Raw genomic sequence first — 24,082 nt, forward strand, 5'->3', positions numbered from 1 at the left:
AATCGTTAATTAGGGAAGGGTATGAACAAACTATGAAAAAAATACTCGTTGTTGGAAGCATAAATATGGATATCGTTAGTCAGGTCGAAAAATTCCCGCTCCCGGGTGAAACAATCTCTAGTGCAGCCACCTCGTTTTTTCCGGGCGGCAAAGGGGCAAATCAAGCGGTTGCAGCGGCTCGCGCAGGTGCGGAATGTGTGATGATCGGCGCAGTTGGCGAGGATCCTTTTGCTCAGACATTGATTACATCATTACAAGATAATGGAATTTCCACTAGTCAAGTATTACGCAAGCAAGGAACATCAGGTTTCGCTATTATTACTGTGAATGGTGAAGGCGAAAACCATATTGTTTTATCTGAGGGTGCGAATGGTCAACTGACAGACAAGGATGCAGCAGCGGGTTATGGAGAGTGGTCGGATATTTATGCCGTGCTGCTTCAAAATGAAATACCGTGGGAGACGACGTTATCCGTCATGAATAGTGCTAGCAGCAGCGGCAGTAAAGTATTTTATAACCCTGCCCCGGCAAGGGCTATTCCTGAGCATGTTTTTCCGCTTATTGATACTCTTATTATAAATGAAACCGAGGCGGCTGTTGTTACGGGCTTAACGGTAAACGATGCTTCCTCAGCTCAAGCGGCTGCTGAAGTAGTCATGGGCAAAGGAACAAGAAACGTCATTATAACTTTAGGGGAGAAAGGCTGTTTCTATCAAAATAAGCAAGGCGACAAAGCTACCATTCCTGCATTCAAAGTAAAACCTGTTGATACGACGGCAGCGGGCGATACTTTCTTCGGTGCATTCGCGGCTGCAAGCGCCGATGGCTGCCAGGCTGAGCAGGCTTTAATCTTTGCAGCAGCAGCAGCGGCACTAGCCGTTACGAAGGAAGGTGCCCAAGCATCAATTCCCACTAAAGCAGAAATTGAAGCTTTTCTTCAAAGCGAACAGAAAAATTAAAAATAGGCTTGCTAAAACTAATGGTATTAGTTTATTATAAAACTAATATCATTAGTTTTTGTTGAGGGGGCCATTTGAAATGAGAATGACACGCGAGAAAACGGTTGTACAGCTGACCTATTTACCTAAGGTATTTCCAGTAAATTGTTACTTGGTAGAGGAGGAGGAAGGATTGACGTTAGTGGATGCCGCACTTCCAAACAACGTCAATGCCATTCTGAGGGCAGCGGAGCAGCTAGGAAAGCCGATTACCCGCATTGTTTTGACTCATGCTCATGCGGATCACATCGGTTCGCTCGACGGGCTAAAAGAAAGGCTTCCAAATGCACAGGTGTTTATATCCAAGAGAGATGCAAGACTGCTTAGCGGTGATCATACGTTAGATCCTAATGAGAGCAGCTTGCCCATACGAGGCGGTTTGCCTAAAAACGTTCGAACAAAACCTGATGTTTTGCTGGTGGATGGTGATCGCGTGGGCTCTTTGCTTGCGGTAGCTGCACCGGGACACACGCCTGGTTCGATGGCATTTTTAGATACGAGGAATGACATTCTCATCGTAGGGGATGCTTTTCAAACTAGAGCAGGCGTTGCAGTATCAGGACAGATAAAGCTGCTGTTTCCTTTTCCAGCAATGGCTACTTGGGATAAACAAACGAGTTTGGAGACGGCTCGAAGGTTAAGAGATTTGAAACCATCGTTGCTCGCTGCTGGCCATGGCAACATGGTGCTGCAGCCTAAACGTTTATTGGATAAGGCGATTGCCACAGCGGAACGTTCTTTGGTTAAATAAATAGGAGAGGGGGGATAATATGTCACCTAGAAGAGGGCTTGATTTGGCGACTATCGTAGAGGAAGCAGCTGCCATAGCAGATGAGCTAGGCATCGAAGAGGTTACGCTGGCGACGCTCGCCAAGAAGCTTGGAGTGCGTTCTCCTTCATTATATAACCATGTGGATGGATTAAACGCTTTGCGCATACAGCTGGCTATCTACGGTTTACAGAAGCTGCTTGCAGCGATAAATGAATCGTTACAAAATAAAGAAGGCGATGAAGCGGTTCATGCTATTGCTTCTGCCTACATTTCTTTTGCCAGAAAACATCCAGGCGTCTATGAGCTGACGCTGCGCTCGCCAGATGCGGATGAAGCAGAATATGCAGCAATTGGAGAGCAGCTTGTGGATTTGCTCGTTAAGACGCTAAGCCATTATGAACTTGGGTATGAGAAGGCCATTCACAGTGTACGGGGATTGCGCAGCTTGCTGCACGGATTCGCTTCGATTGAACAAAAGGGTGGATTTGGCATGCCGCAGGCTATCGACGAAAGCTTAAAAATTGTCATCCAAACGTATTTGAACGGTCTTCGTGTTAAATCATGATAGAAAAGAAGCAGGAGCCAGAGATGCTAAATAGATTGGCTTGGCTCCCGCTTCGATAGTAATTTAAGGTTTGTTAGCTTTCCAAATATATTTGTATTCTTTTACGCCCAGTTTTCCATTTATTTGATTCTCTTCAACTTTGGCGTCGAAATCCTTGCTTAATAAAGGATCAGTATAGTCAGGATTTCCGGGAATGCCTGTGAGAAACTTAGCAAATTCATTTGTGTCTGGAAAATAGAAAACAGCTTGATTAAACTCTTCAATTTGAATATTTATAAAACCATTACTGTTTAATCTTTCTTTGACCAATTCGAGAGCGCCTGAATGTATACCAAATATCGTACCTCCCGAGCGTAGTATTCTGCTATGATTCAAAATGGACGTTGGTCCGCGCCTATCGTAAATGAGATCAAATTGTCCGTCGGTAAATGGCAAATCGGTTTTTGTAGTCGCGTAAATAAACGATATATTATGAGCTTGGCTCTCATCTTTCATGGAGTTGGCAATCTTAATCATTTCCATTGAATTATCAAATCCAACAATCGACTTAGTATGAAGTGACATCTTTAGTGTAAAATCGCCGTGTCCGCAACCCGCATCAAGAACCGTATCAAATGCAGGCAGCATTTCAACTAATTTTTCTTCAAATAATTGCTCTGCTGAAATACCTTCGATCGTAAATACCGCATTGCTTCGATATCCGCCATTTTTTCGTGCAATTCGATCGTACCATTCTATTCCCATCCGTTTATCCTCCTAGACTATCCGAATATGTCCTCACTGGCTCACTCCTTAAGTACATAGAAGCGATATGATGGCAGGCTCAATAGCGATGGGCTCTATCGTCGATTCGAATCTTTCTTGAACATATCCGTCGCGATTAATTAAAAACTTGGAAAAATTCCACTTGATCCCGTCCCCAGCAGATATTTCTGGGTATTTCTCCTGCAGGAAGTGCTGCATCCATTGTCCGCTCGCCGTCTCTGTGTCGAAGCCTTGGAACGGAGCTTGCTGCGTCAGATATTGAAATAATGGATGAGATGATGCTCCTATCACATTCGTTTTCTCAAACAGCGGGAACGTAACTTTGAAGTTGACCTCGCAAAATTGCTTCACTTCCGAATTGCTGCCTGGCTCTTTCTCGTTGAATTGGTTGCAAGGAAAAGCGAGAATTTCGAATCCTTGTTCCTGATATTTTTCGTATAACACCTGCAGATCATTGAATTGACGTGAATAACTGCATTTGCTTGCCGTGTTGACGATCAAGATAACTTTTCCGCGGTAGGATGACAGTTTTACTGTTTCTCCGAAAATGGAGATCGCTTGAAAATCATAAATCGACATGTGGTTAACCTCCCCTGTGTTACTGATTTATTATTTCCTCAATAACTGCGCAATATGGAAATCATTTGTATGATTCAATCTATCATATAGCCAAATATTCTATTGGTCTAATATATAAAGAAAATAATTGTTATAGGCAAATGCAATAAACAGTTGATGCCATTAGCAATAATTATAAAGTTTTGCAGGAAAGAAAAATCCACTTCCTCGTGAGGTTGTGGATTAGAAATCAACTTAATTTTTTGATTATAACAGAAGCATTTACATTTGTTTGAGTGCCACCGGTCAGAGTTTGCAGCGTAACGGCAGCAGTTGAACTATGATTTCGCAGTGTGAGAATACTTCCAGCCGCTAGAGCCATAATAGACTGCCCATTATTTTGCTGAGTACCAGCTCCTGAACCATATATGGTTCCTGTAACTAGCGTTCCATTTGAAAATAAGGCGAATTGATTCGGTTCTACTCCCGGCACTGAAAAAGTAACTTCGTAATTTCCAGGGGTGGAAACGGTAATCTGACTGGTTCCAGGGGAATGCGTAATACCGGGTGTGAAAATAATACTTGTATCAAAAATAATATCTGCCTCCACCGGAACCGTTTGAGCGCTGATATTATAAATATATCCAGAACCTATTGGGGGAGAGATAGGGTAAATGAACGGCATTCATATTCAACTCCTTATTTATAATTAGAAGCTATGTAAGGAATTAATAACCTCTAATGAAAAACAATGCCGACAATAAAAAAAGAAATATTGTCGGCACCAAGTCAACAAATTAGGTTAGTTTACAACAAATTCGATTACAATTGGAGTCAAAGGATCGAGTGTATCACCGTCTGGTATGGTAATTGCAGTAGTCGTAACGGTTGATGTATCTGCAGTTTGAATCTGTGCATTAATATATAGATTGTAGTAAGCAGGAGCAGTTGGAAATGCAGTTGCAGCTGTACCGGTGTCATTCGTTGTTGCTGTTGCAAGAATATTATACGCAGCACCTACTCCAGTTCCGTCCCCTGCTGTGGCACTAAATCTTCTGGCAGCCATGAATGGTTTTGTAATTGGCATTTATATCACCTCTCTTCTCTCTACTAACTTATGCTAGTATTCGAAAAAGGGAAGGTCTGAATCGCGGAGTTTAATAGATTGAACTAAGGAACAACTGTAGCTGAGAATGTAACGGTTTCGAGAATGATTGGCGTACCCGAATAAATCGTTTGATTATCGAGACTAATGTTCAAATTATTTTCATTAATGATATACAAACTGCCTGCTTGCAATATCCCATTGATATAAAGATTGCTATAGCTATTTGGACCATTGCCTGCAAAAGCAGTTATGAAAGCTCCTTCATCGTTTGTAAAATCATCGGCTGGAATAGTGAATTGGGATTCTGCATCTGAGGTCATCTTATAAAAAAATCTTTGGGCAGCTGGTAAAATGATAATAGAAGGGACGATAATAGATCCCGATTCGCCTTGGGGCCCTTGAGGTCCTTGAGGTCCTTGAGGTCCTTGAGGCCCTTGAAGCCCTTGAAGACCTTGTGTACCTTGAGGGCCTGGAGACCCCTGCGAACCTTGAGTTCCTCGAATTTCTTGTGAGTTATGTTGATTGACAGCATGAGGCCTCTTCTTGAAATTAATGATCTTTTTGTGCTTTTTCTTTCTTTTTATTGGGCATATACGAATTGTTTTCTTCTTTGTTGCGAGTGGATTTCCCAAGCTCATTCATACCTCCCTAAATATTAAACTATATAGGGTATGATATGACGCTATCGAACAGCGGTATGGACTAAACGTCCATTACAATTAGGCTGTAAACTATTTAGATGAAAATAGGTAACGGAGTGACCAAGTATCCAAATATAACTCTATTCATTCATCACGCAAAAAAGGAGCTGCTGTACAAGGCTTATAGCCTCGAACAGCAGCTCCTTTTATATTATATTTTCAACCGCTTAGTAAGCTTGTTGAATTAATGCGGCAGCGCCGATTAGTCCAGCGTCCTGCTGAAGCTTCGCGGGTACGATAGCCGTTTCCCTGCCTGACGGGTTAAGCGCGTTTTTGGATACATAGTCTCTGACCGCTGCAAATAGTGGTTCGCCTACTTGTGAGACGCCGCCGCCGATAACGATTTTGTTCGGATCAAGAATATTGATTAGCGATACGCAGCCCATGCCGATTGTTTTGAATACACGATTAACCAGCTCAGACATTTGGGGGTCGCCTTGCGCCGCCAGCTCAAATGCTTCTTTGGAAGAAACGTCTCGGCCGAGCAGCTCCGTCGCTTGACGGGCAACGGCTGTACCGGAAGCGACGACTTCCCATGGCGTACCGGCTTGATCCATAATCATAAAGCCAGCATCGCCGGCATTTCCTGTTGACCCAGTAAGCAGCTTGCCATGCATAAAGATGCCTGCGCCAATGCCTGTGCTTATCGTAATAAAGATAAAATGCTCGGAATCCTGTGCAGCGCCGACCCATTTCTCAGCAAGGGCAGCAGCGGTTGCATCATTCTCCATCTTAATCGGAAGCGGCAGATGGGCTTGCAATGCCTCTACAACGGGGAAACCCCACCAGCTTTTTAAGTTTGGAGGGCAAGTCAGCTCACCCTTTATCGTATTAAGCGGTCCGGGTGCACCTACGCCAACACCTTTAAGCGTCTCTAGCGCTAGCCCATTTTGCTCTGCCAGCTGCTTTACCGCGTCTGCAACCTGCGCAAGCATGTCTGCGGGCGTGATCTGCAGATTAGTTTTTAATGAACCTTTCGCAATAACGTTTCCTTGCTCGTCTACGAAGCCAAATGCTATTTTTGTTCCACCAATATCAATTCCTACTGCAATACTCACGTAAATACCCTCCAATGAAATGAAAATGACTGTGAACCTTTGAGAAAAAGTCTATCATACTACTGGAATATTAGAAAGAACCGAACGTATCAGTGCCTTTTGGAAGCGTATGCTTTTTTAATCAACTAATGCTGTACAAAAAGTAAGGAGTGTAGTAATATCCAATCGAATGAAGTGCTTGAGAGAGGATCCTTTGCGGCGCAAAGGGTCCTCCGTGCGTATATCATCAACCTAGAGAAGAAGGTAGCTGCCCAAATGGAATCCGAGGCCAAGGAAAGTTCGCGAATCATGAAGTTCGGTATGCCAATGACTGCAAATGTATGGAGAAATGCCCGCATCGATTTAGGTGCATCCTGTCTTTTCAGCTTATTTAATGTCGTCATGAACCAGTTCTATGTAGCTTTCGCGATTCAACAAGGAGCAAGCAATTTTCAAGTTGGATTATTGTCAGCAGCACCTGCCGTTGGTTTATTGTTTTCGCCATTTTGGGCGTCTTGGATTGAGAAAGCGAATAATCCCAAGCCGTTCGTCGTCATTCCTAATGCCATCGGCAGATTGCTCCTGCTGTTGCCGGCTTTTTTCGCTTATCCATCCTTGTATGTAGTGGCTGCGCTTGTATTTCAGCTGTTAATGGGCGTGCAGGCTCCTGCGTATGCGGCATTAGTATCGCGTATGTATCCTTCTGATTTGCGTGGAAGACTAATGGGGTATGTGCGGGTGGCAATGGGGATTATTATGATCCCGCTTGCTTACTTTGTTGGCAGCTGGTCGGATGCCTTTGGGCCGTCAGGTCCACTCATTGCAGCTTCCATTGCGGGTTTTCTCTCTATAAGTCTATTTAATACAGTGAAGCTGCCTGTACAGAAGGCTCCTGATAAACCTGCTTCTCTGAAAAAAACGAGCCGGTTCCCGCTTCAGGAGCAGTGGAAGCTTATTAAAGAAAATCGAACGTTAGCTGTTTTTTTAGCTGCGACTACACTTACCGGGTTTGGCAATATGTTTGCAAATCCGTTGTATCAAATTATACAGGTAGATGTGCTTCAGCTTTCCAATTTGCAAATTGGTTATGCTCGTGTCGCTTATTTTACAGCGCTGCTGCTTACGTTCTGGATAGCGGGCTGGATGATTGATCGCATCGATATTAAATATACGCTGTTATGCGGCATTGCAGCTTACGCTATAGTGCCGATGTTATATGGACTTTGGGGCAGCTATGCCGCGGTTATAACCGGCAATGCGATACAAGGAATCGGGGAAGCGATTTGGGATATCGGCATATTGGCATTTGTCTTCCGACTGGCGCCTGGCCGGGAAGCAATGGTTTTCGGGCTGCATTTGATGCTTTTTGGCGTTCGAGGAACGATTGGGCCGACTTTAAGCACATCGCTTTCGCATAGTGTATCTTTGTCATTGCTGCTGGTTATTGCTTCTATATGCGGATGGATCGGTACGTTTCTATTTATATCAGGCAATTGGAAGCGGAATCCGCTTACTCAAAAAGGTTAATTTTCGCTTCAGTTTCCGTTCATCTCATGTTCATAATCGAATGCTAGAATGTTATGAATAGAAGCTATTCATTACATATTCGTAGGAGATGAACGATATGAACAAATGGAAAGTGATGCTTAGCGCTGTGGTTATCGCTGCTGCTTTGGCAGGCTGCGGAGCTCAGGACGAACAGGTTTCATCCGATCAGCAAGTGGATGCTCAGGGCAAAGTACAGCGGAATGGAGCCAGAGCGGGCATGGGGCAGATGGGGGCTCAAGCGGATTTGATGGGTAAAGTGAAATCGGTGGATGGCCAAACGATTACCCTCTACAAATCGGCTATGGGACAAGGCGGTCCGCCGCAAGGGGATGGAACGGACAATATGCCTGGAGCGGGCGAGGGGCAGCAGGCTCCAGAAGGCGCTGAAATGCCAGCAGAAGGTGAGGCTCCGCAACCACCCGCTGGTGATGGAACGGCTCCTGAGGGCGGCGGCAGGATGAATATGGACGCCATGTTCTCAGAGGAGACGGTGGACATTCAAGTGACAGATACGACCAAAATTATGACAGTCACCTTCGAGAATGAACAAATGGCAGAGAAAGAAATAACGCTGGCAGATCTAAAAGCTGATGATATTTTGTCTATTATGCTAACTGACGATACGCAGATTGCAGAATCCATTACTGTTCGTACGGGAGGTTTCGGTGGTTTTGGCGGAGGCGCTGGCGGCGGCAGACAGCCAAGGCAGGAGCAGCAGGCAACAACGCAATAGCTATCTGTCTTCGTATCCGCCTGCGGCGTTACGAATAACACAAATAGCAATGCAGCAACTAATGCACCTTCCGAAAGCGAAGCACTGGCAGCGTTAAGGCTAATTTTAGTCGTCTCAACATCCTATGCACATTAGAAGTAGGCATTTTCAAAAGCAATCTGTTCGCTGGTTGCTCTAACGAACTGTAGTATGCTTATGATGCAGAAGACCGTTCTTCTTTCATTTTAACGAACCGTATTCACGTTATATCATGATTTGCATGGTCTCATGAGCTGCATTCCTCGTAATAACGATTCTAGAGTTCGTTATAATGTTAATTCATTAAGAATGCTTTAAATAAGGCCTACTAGGTTCGTAAGCTATAAGTGTGATAAGGAGAGGACATCATCGTTCTTCTTTCTAAGCTCTATCAATAAAAAGCAGGGGCTGTTCCAAACGTAGATAAATCTACTACTGGGGCAGCTCCTTTGTATGATTAGGTCAACCAGAGCTTACTGGTTGGCCTTTTTTTACGTTGTATACACATTCGGTAACTAGAGCTATCCAAAAATATGTCCATATCATCTATAAATGCGGCATATGTTTGCTTTGCCCCTCCGCTTATGATGAAACCACGGAAGACACCAAGTCTATCCAATATCATTTTTAGGGGGACAAAAAAATGAGTAAAGCACGCAATAAGTTTTCAATGCTGCTTCTAATGGTCACGATCATTGCGCTGGTTGCTGCTGGCTGCAGCGGCAACAAGGATGGCGGAGAGAAGCCAGCAGACGGCGGTAAAAGCGCCGGCAGCGGCAAAAAGACAGAAATTTTGTTCTGGTCACCATTCTCTGGTTCGGATGGCCCGTTCATGAAAAAAATCGTAGACAAATATAACGGCTCGCAAGATCAATATAAAGTGAATTTCGTTATTCAGCCAAACGGCGAATATTACAAGCAATTGGACGTAGCGCTAAGCACAGGCAAAGAAAGCCCGGACATGATGATTATGCACGTTGATCAAGTACCAACCTACGCTAGCAAAGATCAATTGCAGCCGATCGATGAGATTGCAGCGGGCGCAGGCATCAATAAAGCGGACTTTGCAGATGCAGCAACGACGTATTCGACGCTCGATGGCAAGTGGTATTCCATTCCGCTTGATATCCATCCGCTTGTGATGTATTACAACAAAGATTTGTTCGATAAAGCGGGCATTTCTGCAGCTCCAACGAACCGTACAGAGTTTGATGATGCCGTTCAGAAGCTGACGGACAAAGAGAAAGGCGTTTACGGTTATGTTGTTCCAACCTTATGGCCACAGCAGTTCATTTTCCCAACACTAGTATGGCAAAATGGCGGCGAGCTTTGGAACGGAACAGACGTAGCCTACAACTCTCCGGAAGCGGTTGAAATGGTTCAATGGCTGCGCGGCATGGTGGATAACGGCGTTTCGCCTGGGAATGTTCAACAAGACGGCGAAAACACATTGTTCCTGCAAGGAAAAAATGCGATCCAATTCAACGGCCCGTGGATGAAGTCACAATTTGATGAAGCAGGATTAAATTATGGCGTTGCGCCTGTTCCACAAATCGGTAAAGCGAAGCAAGCGGTATTCGCAGGCTCCCATGGCTTCGTTATTCCAAAAAGCGTAACGGATGCAGCCAAAACAGCAGGTATCGGCGATTTCTTGAAATACGTATCCACAAATTCAATGGACTGGGCGGAGTCCGGTCAAGCGCTGGCATCGAAACCAATGCTTGAGAGTGATGAGTTTAAAGCGCTAACGTTCCAAAACAATGTAGCATCGGCATTTTCTTATGTACAATTTGCGCCAAATGTATTGAACTGGGGCACGATCTCTGAGCCAATCTGGGGCGAGCTGAACAATGCATTGCTTGGCAAAAAAGATGCACAAAAGGCTCTTGATGATGCGGCAGCCAAATCGAAGCAAGCAATGAAAAAATAAATAATCGTAAGCAGCGAGGAGGATGGGAATAGCAGAGTCCGTTCCCATCTTCTAAAGCTGCGATTGCTTGTGCTGGAAAATATGGAAAGCGTCAGGGGGACTCCGTTTGAAAACGACATTTGCGTCACGATTCACTTCTTTTTTATTCGTACTGCCATACTTAGCAGCGTTCAGTATTTTTTTGCTGTTCCCGATTCTTTACGGCGTATATATCAGCCTTCAAAATTTCGAGCTGCTATCGAAGGAACATGAATTTGTTGGACTTGCCAACTACATCAAAATTTTTACGCCAGGCACGTATCTTAACGATATTTTCTTTAGAGGGTTGTGGGTAACCGCTCAATTTGTCTTATTTTCCGTTCCACTCTTAATCATTGTTGGGTTGTCATTAGCGATGCTTGTTAATGCGCTGCCTGCCAAAATACGCGGTTTGTTTCGTACCTTTTATTTTCTTCCGTACGCGTTGTCAGCTTCCGTTATGGCGGTCATTTGGCTGATGATGTTCGATACGAATGCCGGTTTTCTTAATAGTATGCTTGCTAAGCTTGGCATCAACAGCATTCCTTGGCTAACGGATACGCCATGGGCGTGGATCTCGCTTATTGTGACGACGCTTTGGTGGACAATTGGCTTCAATATGATTATTTTTATAAATGCACTAAATGAAGTGCCAGAGGATTTCTATGAAGCTGCTTCGATTGATGGGGCAAACGCATGGAATAAATTTACGAAAATAACGCTACCGTCGATTCGTCCGGTTATGCTGTTCATTATGATTACATCGACGATTGCTTCCTTTAATATTTATGCGCAGCCTTATTTATTAACACGCGGCGGACCCGGCGATACGACGAAGGTGCTGCTCATCAATGTGCTGGATCAAGCCTTTTTACGCAAAGAAGTAGGTTCAGCTTCAGCGATGGCGATCGTTATGGCACTGCTCATTATTATTATATCCATCGTACAGTTCAAGCTGACGAGCGGCAGAAAGGGAGAGGTTTAAATGGTAAAGACAAAAAAGTTATGGCTTATCGTGCTTGCCATAATCATTGCGGTATTTTTCCTCCTCCCGCTCGTTTGGATGATTTCAACATCGTTTAAAAATGATTTCGAAGCATTGTCTGGGAAAATGAACTTTTTTCCGATAAAACCAACGATCGATAACTTCGTACAAGGCTTGACCGGTGAATTAATGAACGTACCCATTACGCGCTGGATTGTTAACTCCTTGTCGGTTGGGCTCATTGGCACCATTCTCGTACTCATTATCGATTCTATGGCTGCTTATGCATTGGCGAGATTAAACGATTTGCCGCTTCGCAGAATTATGCTTTCCTTATTTATCGCATCACTTATGATTCCTGGCGTGCTCACGTTTCTGCCCATGTATTTGGAATTTAATGCACTCAATTTAATCAATACGTATCCCGCACTGATTTTGCCGGCAACTGCGGGGGCGTTTGGCGTCTTTTTGCTCTATCAGTTTTTCGCTTCCTTTCCAAAGGAAATCGAAGAAGCGGCGCGTATTGACGGAGCGAACAAGTGGCAGATATATGCTCGTATTTTATTGCCATCCGCCGTTTCTATTATGGTGACATTAGCCATCTTCACTTTTATGGGGATCTATAACGATTTTGTATGGCCGCTGTATGCGACAACATCACCCGAGATGCGCACGATCACGGCGGGCATAGCGATGATGGCAACAGGAAGCTATACCCAAAGCTACGGCAAGCTTATGGCGATGACGACAGTCGCAACGCTTCCAGTCGTTATTGTATTCATTCTTGGACAGCGCTCCTTTGTGAGAGCTATTACACAATCGGCAGTGAAATAATCAATGATTACACCGATATGGCAAGGAGAAGAGACCGATAAGGTCTCTTTCTGTCCATGTTGGCGAGTAAGCGGAGGGAATGTCATGAAACTTAATCGTAAGCGTATAACTCTGATCGCATCTATGATTGCGGTAATTATTATTATTTTGGGGGCTTTTATCGTGAATAAAATGAATCATGACACTACGGCTGCGGGAGCTTATAATGGGCATGGTGGAACGTTCAAAAATACATTAGCATCTATGGACACACCAGATCCGAGCATCATTTACGTCAATGGATTTTATTATATGACGTTTACGCATAACGGAACGGATATTATGATTATGAAATCGCGATCGCTCGACTTCAATCAAGCAGAGCGGAAGGTGGTATGGTACCCGCCTGTGGATACGATGTATTCGGCAAATTTGTGGGCGCCGGAAATTCAATATATTCAAGGAAAGTTTTATATTTATTTTGCAGCAGATAACGGTGAAAATGAAAACCATCGCATGTATGCGCTCGAAGCGGAAACCAGCGATCCGATGGGCAGCTATGCGTTTAAAGGCCAAGTGACGGATTCGACAAACAAATGGGCTATTGACGGCCTCGCGCTTGAGCATGAGGGGCAGCTGTATTTTGTATGGTCGGGCTGGGAAGGCGATTTAAATGTACAACAAAATACGTACATTGCACCGATGAGCAATCCATACACGATTAGCGGACCGCGAGTATTGCTTAGCGAGCCGGATTTGGAATGGGAGAGAGCAGGCGGACCTCCGTTCATAAATGAAGGCCAAGCGATTTTGAAAAAAGACGGCCGTGTATGGATTGCTTATTCTGGTGCGGGAAGCTGGACACCGTTCTATAGCATTGGATTATTGTCATTAGAGCTGGGAGCAGATCCGCTTGATCCGGCGAAATGGACAAAAGCTGAGCAGCCCCTTATGCAAATGGATGGAGATGCTGAAGTTTACGGTCCTGGTCACAATACGTTTGTTGCCTCGCCAGACGGAACCGAGGATTGGATCGTCTACCATGCGACAAGCGGTCAAGGGGACGGCTGGAATAATCGGAAGGCGCGTGCCCAGCGGATTGAATGGCAGAAGGATGGTTTGCCTGTCTTTGGTTCTCCATTATCTCTTGCTACAGCAATTGAAGTACCAGCGGGCACAGGATTAATACGTGCAGAGCATGCAGCAGCTACTGACAAAGATAACTTAGATTTCAGCGGGATATCGTCTTCACTTGCTACGGATGCCCCATTATTAGTCCATTACACAAACGATGCGGAAACAGAGCAGCGTATTCAGGTCAATGTGAATGATGCGGTTGGTGCAGAAATTATACTTCTACCTACTAAGCCAAATGAAGTGGGATATGTATATGCTTCAATTGCGCTGAACGATGGGCAAAACCACCTTTCTTTTATAGGAAATCAGGCAGCTGATCTGATCTCGGCGATTGAAATTCCACGTTTTGAAGCGGAGTACGCGCAGTTCTCATCAGACAGTGAGCTTATTGAAAGCTCGACAAAATCGAATGGCCGTTCTGTTCAATTGGCAGAGGGTGATAAGGACGCGATTCGTTTTGATCATGTTAGAGTTCCGATGGGTGGGAAATATGCTTTACATTTAAGTGTGGCTAATGGGACAGGAAGCAAGCAGATGCTGGAGCTGAAGGTTAATAGCGGACGTGTACAAAAGATAAGTATTCCCGCAAGTGAGGCAGATGCAGAGCAGCAGATAACCGTAAGCGTAAACCTGAAAATGGATGACAATACTTTGCAATTTGGAAATGCGACCGGGCCGCTTGAAATCGATTATATCGATATTGTTTCCGATAGAAACTAACTAACAACTCAGGCTACGGAGGCGCTAGACATGAATATAAAAAAATGGAGCGCGCAGTGGGTCTCCTATACACTAATTGGTCTCCTGGTCATTGCCTTGACAAGCTGCGCCTCCGAGCAAGAAGCAGATCAGAAGAATGAAGAGACGAAGCCTGAGGCTATAAGGCTTGAGTACTGGACGCCGTTTAGCGGCGGCGACAATCAGTTTATGACGGAAATGGTCACACGATTTAATGAAGAGAATCCGACGATTAACGTTGTGCAAGTAAACTCTCGATTGGATGACTATTACACGAGGCTAAAAACGGCGATAATGTCTGGCAATGCGCCGGAGCTTGCGATTTTGCATCAGACAAGTTTGCCGCAGTTCGTACAGAACGGCTATATCGAGAATCTGACAGAGCCTGCTAAGCAGATCGGGCTGGACTGGTCGGGCTTTAATCGCAATATTCTCGATTCTACCATGTATGACGGAATCCCTTACGCTGTGCCGCTTGATACGCATGCGCTTGTTATGTTTTACAATAAAACCTATTTGCGTAAAGCAGGTCTAATTGATGAGGCGGATAAGCCATTGATCGGGGCAGGAGCTGCGGGATTTGAAGCTTTCCTGCAGAAGCTTAAGTCTTCAATACCAGCCGACATTGCGCCGATGGCTCAGCCGAGTACTCGGATTGATTCCGTATGGCTTTGGTGGAGTCTGTATAACCAAATAGACGGCGGGGGCAGCTTTTATAATGAGGATGCAACTGCTGCCGTATTCAACAATCCGCAAGCGCTGCAAGCGCTAAGCTATATGAATGATTTGTACAAGAAAGGGCTTATTCCGCCTGATATTAATGATGCATTCAAGCTTTTTTATGATGGAAAAGCTGCGGTGCTAATTACAGGGATGTGGGGAACGGGTGCATTTGAGAAAGCAAAAAATTTGGACTTTGGCGTAATTCCAATGCCTGCGTTGTTCGACCGGGCTGCGGTATGGGGGGATTCGCACACCATTGCCATACCAACCAAGCATGGGATGACAGATGAGAAGAAGCGAGCGGCGCTTACTTTTGTCAAATGGTGTGTAGAAAACGGTGCGATGTGGGCGGAAGCGGGCCATGTGCCAAGCATGACAAAGGTCGTTGCCAGCGAACCGTTTAACAGCTTGAATTACAGAAGCTCCTATGCAGCTTCCGCAAACTATGTAGCTTATTGGCCGCGTCATGTCCGGCAATGGTCGATCGTTGAAATTTTAATTCAAGAATTTGAAAAAATGAATTATTCGGAGCAAACGCCTGAGGAAACGCTGCAAGCAGCCGTGAAAAGGGTGAACATCGAGCTGAGGAAGTAAGGAGATAGCTATGAAGCGGGTACTCGCGGTGATTGGGTGGTTCAAAAATCAGGAGCTGGCACGAAAGCTCATCCTCATAAACTTTATACTCATCGTGCTTCCACTCAGCGTTATGGGGTATTTCGCATTCACTCGGTTTGCTTCGACGCTTGAGCAGAAGGTCGGCGACTATCAACTGCAGACCATGAAGCAGCTGACGCTAAATCTGGATACTTATATGGCAGAATTAGATCGTTTGACGCTTATGCCCTATCAATATGAGCAAATTACAGCTTTTCTAGAGAGCAAGCGTGAGCAGGGTCAGGCTTTAACACTGGAAGAGATTAAGCAATTAAACAGCTTTGTCTCCCAAGTATTTCTGAACGGCCGCATCGATATTGTGGGTGTCTCGTTATTTGGGGAAAGCGGCGCATCCTATGTTGTACTGCCGGAAAGCCAATATGTCACGACGTATCGACTAGATGAGAATGCGCAGTGGCTCCAAAACGAGAAGGGCGGCAACGGACAATCCATTTTTATTACAACCCACAATATTCAGTCTACCAGCGGAACGGTATACCCCGTGTTCTCTATTGCAAGGGAGCTGCGCAGCTTTGATAGCGGGAAAAAGCTTGGATATATCGTTATTGATGTAGATCCAACGGTCATTCATAAGATGATATCGCAGGTTACGCTCGGAACGAAGGAAGCTTTATATATTATGGATCAAGACGGTGGAGTCGTTGTCGGTAAAAATCGAACGATGCCGCAAGAGGCTTTGGGAGGCCTTTATAAGGATAAAGCGCCGGAAGGGGTTACACACGCTGCACTTAACGGAGAGCGGCAGCTCGTTTCTTACGTGACGTCATCGATCACCAATTGGACGACAGTTGGAGTCGTTCCGGTGTCGGAGCTGATGAAGGACAGTTTAATTATGCGGAATTCGATTATTCTGTTTGGTGTCATCTGTATGGGCCTTGCTATGCTTATGTCGGTATTCCTTGCGTTTCGAATAACAGAGCCGCTGCGAGGTTTAATTAGGCTCATGCGCAAGGTGGAACGCGGCGATCTTCTCGTATCCTTTCCCGTCAAGCAATGGGATGAAGTTGGCCATTTGGGCAAAGCGTTCAATACGATGGTATCCAAGCTAAGCGAGCTTGGTTACTTGCTTTATGAGACAGAGATTCGCGAGAAGGATGCGCAGATTGCGGCTTTGCAAAGCAAAATCAATCCGCATTTTTTGTATAATACGCTTGGATCGATCAGTATGTATGCAGAAGTCGACGGCAATCAAGAGGTTGTCAAAATGACGAATAATTTAAGCAGGCTGCTGCGTTACAGCTTGAGCAGCCAGAAAGAACATGTCAACCTTGGGGATGAGCTGGGACATGTCTTGGGTTACATGACGATTCAAAAAATGCGCTATGAGGATCGGATCGATTTTCGATTAGACCGAGAAGAAGCTTCTTTGACCTGTATGGTCATTCCCTTAATTATTCAACCGATTGTCGAGAACGCCATTAACCACGGCATCGATCAGGGTGTGGGCAACGGGCGAATTACATTAACCTGCAAAATAGAAGAAAACGTGCTGCGTATTATCATTGAAGACGATGGTATTGGGATGACGGAGGAGCAGCTCGCGGATATTCGCCGACGACTTCAGCATTCGAAGGATTTAGGAGGCAGCTCCGGCAATGGATTATTAAATGTCCATCGTAGAATTGTTCTTCATTATGGTGAATCGTATGGTTTAATGCTGGAGAGCATGCCATATCAAGGCTTGAAAGTTACGATGACTTTTCCTGCTGTATTTGAGAAGCCTGATCAAATGAAAGGGGATGCTCATGCCTAGAATCGTTATTGTAGATGATGAATCGATATTTAGAAAAGGCTTGCGCAAAATGATAATAGAACTCGACCCGGAATGGGAGGTCGTTGGTGAAGCGCGGGATGGTTATGAAGCATTGCAGCTGGTGGAGGAGCTTGAGCCAGAAGCTATTCTGACGGATATTCGGATGCCTCGCATGGATGGCATTCAATTGCAGCAGATGATGAAGGAGCGTTTTCCGCATGTGTTATGTGTCGTTATAAGCGGGTTTGATGATTTTGTCTATATTCAGCAATCGATGAGGCAAGGCGCGAAGGATTATATGATGAAGCCGATTGAGCGCGAAGAGCTGGATAAGGTGCTTCAAATGCTTAAAGAGAAAGTACAGCTTAGCCAAGCGGTTCCGGTTAGCAATCCCCATCGTGATGAGCATCGGATTAGGCAGCATGTAAGTGAACATCTGTTAACTGGCCTTCTGAAGGGCAGCGTGAATGAAGCGGATTTGGAGCTGCTTCGGACCATTGGGATCGACTTTCATCAACCTTACTTCACCTGCATGGTTGTGAAATTAGACAAAAATTCAATCGGCAGTGAGCGGTATAATCAAGCTGATCCTTCTTTGTTTCAATTGTATATTCAACAGCTCGTGCAAGAAGTGCTGAGCAGGAGAACAAATGGCTTTTGTTTCATCATGTCGGAGACGGAAGTAGCGGCGCTGCTAAATATTGAGGATAGTGACCAAGCGATGGCTGCCGTGCGGGAAATAGGCGAGACGATTCGCAGACAAATTACAAGCTTATCGAATATGACGGTCACGATCGGCATAGGCCAGGTGGCAAAGGGCTTTAAATCGATATCCGATGCGTACAACGAAGCGGAAATTGCTTTGCTTCACAGGCTCATCGTTGGCGGAGATAAAGTGTTAGTCTACAGTGATTTAGGCACGGAAGATCGTTTCAAAGGTGAACTGAAAAAATGGTCGTGGGAGAAGCTGGATCTGGCCATGAATGAGGGGAAGCTGGAACAGGTCGCGGCGGCAGCCCATGCTTTCGTTAGTGAGCTTTGCCTTGATGCCAAAACGCCGGAAACCGTGCATCAGCAGCTATGCAAGCTGCTCATTCATTATTATGAAGCAGCAGGGCGGCTGCGGTTAACGAAGCAGTGGCTGGGCATGAAGGATATGAAAACCGTTCTATTTGATATTTGCTCGATCTCTTCCAGAGAAGAGCTGATGGATGCATGCTCGCAGCTGCTCGTTCGTTTAGCCGTATGTATCGCTGAGAGTACGGCGCAGCCTGAGCATGATCCCATTGAAAAATCGATTCGATATATTGAACAGCATTATTCCAAAGCGCTGACGCTTAAAGAGGTAGCCGATTCCGTCTATTTAAATGCAGCATATTTCAGCACCTTGTTCAAGAAGCAAACCGGGAAATCCTTCGTTGAGCGGCTTACTGAGATTCGAATCTTTGAAGCGAAGCGGCAAATGGTTCAAACCGATAATAAAATTGCTACGATAGCTGAACATACGGGCTTCACGAATATCCGCCATTTTAACCGTGTGTTTCGCAATGAAACCGGTATGTCGCCAAAGGAATACCGTGAAGATATCCATATCAAACCGAATGTTATGCAGAACTAGCTGCTAGTAGGCGACGTAAACTTGAATGTCCTGATCATAATTCCCGAATTGTTTGCCGAACATGCTTAGCCCGCCGCTGTGCGTTGCAGTCTCCGGCGCACATATACGGAATCTGATGTCGTCGCCAAAGCCAACATCAAGATCCGTTATCGTCCGGTCAGACATCCGAATGCCATCGATGAAGGAGCCTCCTGAGTCGATGGTTATTTGTTTCAGCAAGCCATGCTGAGTCCCCAAATCCCACCAGCTCGGCGTATACACACCCTTTACTGCACCGAAGTCTCCTGGGCAAGTCCATACTCCGAGCAAGATGTCATTAATATAAAAGGAAAGATCAGAAGGCCAGTTCTCGTTGTAGTGCGGTGCTTCCGAGCATATTTCAAGCGATATGGAAATGCTTTTTGCCGATTGTTTTCCTACTAAATAATTAGGAATGCGATATTCAATATAGCCGCTTCCGAACCACAGATGGCATGCCTTCACATGCTCAGGATCGGAGAAGTAGCGCGGGTCATCCACCATGCCGATAATTTTGGTATCCGATGTCAGTCCGCAAGTAGGTTTTACTTCATAAGAGGAATATTGACCAATTGGAATGGATACGGCATACCTATTTTGAATGGCTTGCTCCTTCACACGAAATTGCAGCGTAGCAGAATCGAGTGTGAGATGGCATACCTTCTGACGGCCTCTCGTGCTGGGCACACTTTCTGTCGTAATAATGGATGCTTCTTCAAGCTTCTGAATATGCTTAGTCACGATGGCTGACGAAATGCCTAGCGCTTCAGCTATTTCTTTAATGTTCATTGGTTTAATATTTAATAATTCAATGATCTTCACTCTTGTGTCCGATGCAAAGCATTCAAGAAATTTGATATTGCGGCTGTTAACCTCTATGTTCATCGATTGATCCTCATTCCGTTATGTTTGCTAACATTATATAATTCGAAAGTTAATTACACAACTCAAATGTTTACTAATTAAAGCGTTTGAACGTTGTAAATAAAAGAAGAGGGTGTCCTGATGGCCTGTATAGACCAAAAGGATCACCCTCTTCGTATTTCGGTATATGGGAAGTCTAGATTAATATAGGGAAATGGTTAGAGTGTCACGTTCGAAATAAGAATGAAGCGTTGCCTCACTGCCTACAATTTCTACGCTAATAAGCGATTTGATACATGTTTTAAGTGCGTTTTTGCCTGTTGTCAGTTTACGATTAAGTACTGCGGTCAATTTCTCAATGGCTTGCTTATTTGTATCTGTTAAATAGACAGGTATCGTTTTATTTTGGAACATCAGCATCGTTTTCATAGTATGGACCTCCATCCCGCGAAGGATTTTTTTTTATAGTGTAACGTACAATTATTAAATAATTCTTAAAATTCGGTGAGTATTTGGTTACAAAGCTGTAACTTTTGAGTAAATGACCAAATCATACACGTTTTTTCTTATTATGGACGACGATCCGACGATTCAAGCTGTTTTTTGCGAAACTGGGAAGGCGTGCATTTCATCATTTTGCGAAATACTTTGACGAAATAACTAATATGATCGAATCCGACATCAAGCGCTACAGCTGCTATTTTGAGCTCTGGCTTCAGAAGCAGCTCCGTTGCTTGTCTAATTCGATAAGCATTCAAATACTCAATTGGCGTTTGTCTGGTCATCGTCTTGAAGAATCGGCAAAACTGACCTTCGCTCATCGGAATTTGATCAGCAATTTCTGCGATCCGTATAGGGCGCTGGAAATGATTTTGCATATAAACAATAGCGGTCTTCAGTCTGTCAATTTTTGTAGAGTCGGCATTGCTTGTTTCACTTCTGTTGCAAAACTTGCTTTGCGCGGCAATTTCATGAAGCATTAAATAAAAGTGACCCTTCACCGCGGTCTCGTGACCAGGCTTCTGACTTTGACATACGTTCATAATGCATTGCAAATGCTGAAGCAGCGCGATTTCCCATTCTGTTTTTGGCTGAATATGTCTAGGAAACGTCTTTTTCTTGTCCTGAAGCGGTGAAATAAATCGTTCCTGTACGGCATCATAGCTGGCACTGGCGAGCAAATGAGTATCGAACACGATGGCGCAAAAAGAACAGGCAGTATCGCCTTGTGCATGACCAGCATGAATGTCGCCACCGTCTATAAAAACAGCTTCGCCTGCTTTTACAATGAAATAATCGGTATCAACCTGGAACAGCACTTCACCTTCAAGCACATAAAAAAACTCTGCTTCAGCATGCCAATGACAATCCAGAACGGGGACGCCAGCCTCTTCATGTTCAATCCAGTAGGCGGCAAGCGGGAACATATTGTCGCCATGCAGCCGGTCTTCTTTTAAGGCGTGCCTAGTTGTTTGATCCATTTTGAGAGGCCTCCTGTGCTTGATGCGAGTTAGTTGCCATTCCATAGAGGCATATCGTCAAAATAGTGCTATAGATGAGCAGTATTCTGTTAGAATTATTCGATTAATTATCAGTATAATGCAATTATATAGGATTGCAAATAAAACTAAACAGGAAGGTTGGTTCAGTCGATGAAATTTACAGACGGCAACTGGCTCATTCGTGATGAATACAAAGTATTAGGGGCTGTACAAGTCCATGATTTCGAGCATAAGGATGGCAAACTAACTGCTTATGCTTCGCCACAACCTATCTATAATCGCTCTAATATGCTGGATACGATGTTGTTAACGGTCCATTTTCATTCTCCGCTGCCAGGCATTATTGGCGTTAAGCTTGTGCATCATGCAGGCGTTCGGGAGCGTGGCCCAGTGTTCGAGTTGTCCTCGCAAACTGGCGACCATGTTGTAATCGAAGAAAATGATGAACGGGCTGTTCTAACAAGCGGCAGCCTCAGCGTTCATATCCGTAAAGGAGCCGTATGGGCGGTGGATTTCTATCGCGCGGGCGAGCGGATTACGGGAAGTACGCAAAAATCGATGGCCTACATTAAAGAAGACAACGGCAATACGTTTATGCGCGAAGAATTGGATGTTGGTGTTGGCGAGTGGGTATATGGCCTTGGCGAGCGCTTCACGCCTTTCGTAAGAAACGGACAAGTCGTCGACCTCTGGAACAAAGACGGGGGCACAAGCTCGGAGCAATCGTACAAAAATATTCCTTTCTACATGACCAATAAGGGATATGGCGTATTCGTCAATCATCCAGAGCTGGTATCATTCGAGATCGCTTCGGAAAAAGTGAAAAAAGTGCAATTCAGTGTGTCAGGAGAATCACTCGAATATTTCATTATCGATGGTCCGAGCATGAAGGATGTTCTTCATAAATATACAGATTTGACTGGCAAGCCAGCGCTGCCGCCGGCATGGACATTTGGATTATGGCTTACCACTTCATTTACGACTAACTATGATGAAGCAACAGTTAATTCATTCGTCGATGGCATGGCAGAACGTGATCTTCCATTGCATGTGTTCCACTTCGATTGTTTCTGGATGCGTGAGTTTCATTGGACCGATTTCAAGTGGGATGAGCGGGTATTCCCAGACCCTGTCGGCATGCTGTCGCGGCTCAAAGAAAAAGGGCTTAAAATTTGCGTGTGGATCAATCCATACATTGCTCAGCGCTCGCGTTTGTTCGAGGAAGGCAAACAAAATGGCTATTTGGTGAAAAAGCCAAACGGCGATGTATGGCAATGGGATTTGTGGCAGCCAGGCATGGCGCTCGTTGATTTCACAAACCCAGCAGCATGCAAGTGGTACGCAAATTATCTGCGTGAGCTTGTCGATATGGGTGTGGACAGCTTTAAAACCGACTTCGGTGAGCGTATTCCGACCGATGTCGCTTATTTTGACGGCTCCGATCCGATGAAAATGCACAATTACTATACTCAGCTTTATAACAAAGTCGTATTTGAAGTGCTGGAAGAGAAGCTTGGCCGAAACGAAGCCGCTTTGTTTGCCCGTTCAGCTACGGCAGGCGGACAGAAATTCCCCGTACATTGGGGCGGTGACTGTTATGCGGATTATGAGTCCATGGCGGAGAGCTTGCGCGGCGGTTTGTCGCTTGGGATGTCGGGCTTCGGCTTCTGGAGCCACGATATTGGCGGATTCGAGAACACTGCGCCAGAGCATGTATTCAAACGTTGGTTAGCCTTTGGTCTGCTGTCCAGCCATAGCCGCCTGCATGGAAGCAAATCGTATAGAGTGCCTTGGGCATACGATACGGAAGCGGTAGATGTTACTCGCTTCTTCACGAAGCTGAAATGCCGGATCATGCCTTACTTATTTAATACAGCTGTTCAAGCAACTGAGCTGGGCTTGCCTTCGATGCGTGCCATGGTGCTTGAGTTCCCAGAAGATCCGACCAGCGAAATGCTGGACCGCCAATACATGCTGGGCGACTCTATACTGGTAGCTCCAATTTTCAACGAGCAGGGCCATGTCACTTATTATTTGCCAGCTGGAAAATGGACGCATTTGTTATCCGGAGAAATTGTAGAAGGCGGCTCATGGCGCAAAGAGAAATATGATTTCTTTAGCCTTCCACTATTCGTTCGTCCTAATTCCATTATTGCGCTTGGAGCGAATGAGGTTAAACCAGATTATGATTATGCGGATGGCGTACAGTTTGAGCTTCATAATCTGGAAGACGGAAAAACAGCTGCAACGGCTGTACGCAATACCAAAGGCGATACAGAATTGACGATCTCGGCAACACGCCAAGGCGAAGTGATCACTGTTCAATTAGAGGGCAGCGGGAAAGCATTCTCGTTGGCACTGAAGGGGCTAGGTCCAATTCGTTCTGTCGAAGGGGTAAAAGCTGATGTGAAGGATACAGTTCTGCACATTGCTGCAGGCTCGAAGCAGCTGGCGTTTACTATTCATATCTAAACAAATAAGAGGCAGCTTCGACCCAGCCGTATG

At 45.1% G+C, this 24,082-nt stretch carries 22 protein-coding genes; 13 read left to right on the top strand and 9 right to left on the bottom strand.

Annotation, left to right across the window (positions count from 1 at the left end; translation table 11 throughout):
* Positions 1-32: 32 nt before the first annotated feature.
* The 3 genes from rbsK to BK120_RS10555 all read left to right on the top strand — a co-directional run bounded on the left by rbsK (position 33) and on the right by BK120_RS10555 (position 2,335).
* Positions 33-959 carry a ribokinase gene (rbsK, locus tag BK120_RS10545; RefSeq protein WP_076267462.1) on the top strand — a complete coding sequence of 309 codons (927 nt, stop codon included), beginning with the start codon at positions 33-35 and terminating at the stop codon, positions 957-959.
* Positions 960-1,038: 79 nt separating this feature from the next.
* The gene (locus tag BK120_RS10550; protein WP_076267463.1) at positions 1,039-1,749 is read left to right on the top strand and encodes an MBL fold metallo-hydrolase; all 711 of its coding nucleotides are present in this window, start codon (positions 1,039-1,041) and stop codon (positions 1,747-1,749) included.
* Between the two features lie 19 nt (positions 1,750-1,768).
* On the top strand, positions 1,769-2,335 hold the full coding sequence (locus BK120_RS10555; RefSeq protein WP_076267464.1) for a TetR/AcrR family transcriptional regulator: 567 nt from the start codon (positions 1,769-1,771) through the stop codon (positions 2,333-2,335).
* 63 nt (positions 2,336-2,398) lie between these two features.
* Here the strand turns inward: BK120_RS10555 and BK120_RS10560 are convergent, their stop codons facing one another.
* The 6 genes from BK120_RS10560 to BK120_RS10585 all read right to left on the bottom strand — a co-directional run bounded on the left by BK120_RS10560 (position 2,399) and on the right by BK120_RS10585 (position 6,525).
* Positions 2,399-3,079 carry a class I SAM-dependent methyltransferase gene (locus BK120_RS10560; protein ID WP_076267465.1) on the bottom strand — a complete coding sequence of 227 codons (681 nt, stop codon included), beginning with the start codon at positions 3,077-3,079 and terminating at the stop codon, positions 2,399-2,401.
* Between the two features lie 48 nt (positions 3,080-3,127).
* Positions 3,128-3,679, bottom strand: coding sequence for a glutathione peroxidase (locus BK120_RS10565; protein ID WP_076267466.1), 552 nt, complete (start codon positions 3,677-3,679; stop codon positions 3,128-3,130).
* Between the two features lie 229 nt (positions 3,680-3,908).
* On the bottom strand, positions 3,909-4,343 hold the full coding sequence (locus BK120_RS10570) for a BclA C-terminal domain-containing protein (protein WP_076267467.1): 435 nt from the start codon (positions 4,341-4,343) through the stop codon (positions 3,909-3,911).
* Between the two features lie 117 nt (positions 4,344-4,460).
* On the bottom strand, positions 4,461-4,745 hold the full coding sequence (locus BK120_RS10575; RefSeq protein ID WP_076267468.1) for a DUF4183 domain-containing protein: 285 nt from the start codon (positions 4,743-4,745) through the stop codon (positions 4,461-4,463).
* A gap of 83 nt (positions 4,746-4,828) precedes the next feature.
* Positions 4,829-5,404 (bottom strand): DUF4183 domain-containing protein, encoded by a 576-nt coding sequence (locus BK120_RS10580; RefSeq protein ID WP_083681854.1) that lies wholly within the window; start codon positions 5,402-5,404, stop codon positions 4,829-4,831.
* Positions 5,405-5,634: 230 nt separating this feature from the next.
* The gene (locus tag BK120_RS10585; RefSeq protein WP_076267469.1) at positions 5,635-6,525 is read right to left on the bottom strand and encodes an ROK family protein; all 891 of its coding nucleotides are present in this window, start codon (positions 6,523-6,525) and stop codon (positions 5,635-5,637) included.
* Between the two features lie 255 nt (positions 6,526-6,780).
* Here BK120_RS10585 and BK120_RS10590 point away from each other — a divergent pair, with 255 nt between their 5' ends.
* The 9 genes from BK120_RS10590 (at position 6,781) to BK120_RS10630 (ending at position 19,193) form a co-directional block, all read left to right on the top strand.
* Entirely contained in the window at positions 6,781-8,031 is a 1,251-nt protein-coding gene (locus BK120_RS10590) for an MFS transporter (RefSeq protein WP_076267470.1), read from the top strand.
* 97 nt (positions 8,032-8,128) lie between these two features.
* Positions 8,129-8,785 carry a hypothetical protein gene (locus tag BK120_RS10595; protein ID WP_076267471.1) on the top strand — a complete coding sequence of 219 codons (657 nt, stop codon included), beginning with the start codon at positions 8,129-8,131 and terminating at the stop codon, positions 8,783-8,785.
* A gap of 661 nt (positions 8,786-9,446) precedes the next feature.
* A complete protein-coding gene (locus tag BK120_RS10600; RefSeq protein ID WP_076267472.1) occupies positions 9,447-10,733 on the top strand; it encodes an ABC transporter substrate-binding protein in 1,287 nt (428 codons plus the stop codon).
* 106 nt (positions 10,734-10,839) lie between these two features.
* A complete protein-coding gene (locus tag BK120_RS10605; protein ID WP_076267473.1) occupies positions 10,840-11,736 on the top strand; it encodes a carbohydrate ABC transporter permease in 897 nt (298 codons plus the stop codon).
* Positions 11,737-12,570 carry a carbohydrate ABC transporter permease gene (locus tag BK120_RS10610; protein ID WP_076267474.1) on the top strand — a complete coding sequence of 278 codons (834 nt, stop codon included), beginning with the start codon at positions 11,737-11,739 and terminating at the stop codon, positions 12,568-12,570.
* An 84-nt stretch (positions 12,571-12,654) separates the two neighbouring features.
* Complete coding sequence (locus BK120_RS35225) at positions 12,655-14,406, top strand: family 43 glycosylhydrolase (protein WP_076267475.1); 1,752 nt, start codon at positions 12,655-12,657, stop codon at positions 14,404-14,406.
* Between the two features lie 30 nt (positions 14,407-14,436).
* Positions 14,437-15,741 carry an ABC transporter substrate-binding protein gene (locus BK120_RS10620; RefSeq protein ID WP_076267476.1) on the top strand — a complete coding sequence of 435 codons (1,305 nt, stop codon included), beginning with the start codon at positions 14,437-14,439 and terminating at the stop codon, positions 15,739-15,741.
* Positions 15,742-15,751: 10 nt separating this feature from the next.
* Positions 15,752-17,575 carry a cache domain-containing sensor histidine kinase gene (locus BK120_RS10625; RefSeq protein ID WP_076267477.1) on the top strand — a complete coding sequence of 608 codons (1,824 nt, stop codon included), beginning with the start codon at positions 15,752-15,754 and terminating at the stop codon, positions 17,573-17,575.
* Positions 17,568-19,193 (top strand): response regulator, encoded by a 1,626-nt coding sequence (locus BK120_RS10630; protein WP_076267478.1) that lies wholly within the window; start codon positions 17,568-17,570, stop codon positions 19,191-19,193. Before BK120_RS10625 ends, BK120_RS10630 begins: the two co-directional genes overlap by 8 nt.
* A 3-nt stretch (positions 19,194-19,196) precedes the next feature.
* Here the strand turns inward: BK120_RS10630 and BK120_RS10635 are convergent, their stop codons facing one another.
* The 3 genes from BK120_RS10635 to BK120_RS10645 all read right to left on the bottom strand — a co-directional run bounded on the left by BK120_RS10635 (position 19,197) and on the right by BK120_RS10645 (position 21,556).
* Positions 19,197-20,096, bottom strand: a complete 900-nt coding sequence (locus BK120_RS10635; RefSeq protein WP_076267479.1) for an ArsR/SmtB family transcription factor — start codon at positions 20,094-20,096, stop codon at positions 19,197-19,199.
* 180 nt (positions 20,097-20,276) lie between these two features.
* Complete coding sequence (locus BK120_RS10640; protein WP_053372108.1) at positions 20,277-20,504, bottom strand: hypothetical protein; 228 nt, start codon at positions 20,502-20,504, stop codon at positions 20,277-20,279.
* A 140-nt stretch (positions 20,505-20,644) separates the two neighbouring features.
* Positions 20,645-21,556, bottom strand: a complete 912-nt coding sequence (locus tag BK120_RS10645) for an AraC family transcriptional regulator (protein ID WP_076267480.1) — start codon at positions 21,554-21,556, stop codon at positions 20,645-20,647.
* 171 nt (positions 21,557-21,727) lie between these two features.
* Between BK120_RS10645 and yicI the strand changes: the two genes are divergently transcribed.
* Positions 21,728-24,049 (top strand): alpha-xylosidase, encoded by a 2,322-nt coding sequence (gene yicI / locus BK120_RS10650; protein ID WP_076267481.1) that lies wholly within the window; start codon positions 21,728-21,730, stop codon positions 24,047-24,049.
* Positions 24,050-24,082 lie beyond the last annotated feature (33 nt).

The sequence above is a fragment of the Paenibacillus sp. FSL A5-0031 genome (assembly GCF_001956295.1).
In the GTDB taxonomy this organism is placed as follows: domain Bacteria; phylum Bacillota; class Bacilli; order Paenibacillales; family Paenibacillaceae; genus Pristimantibacillus.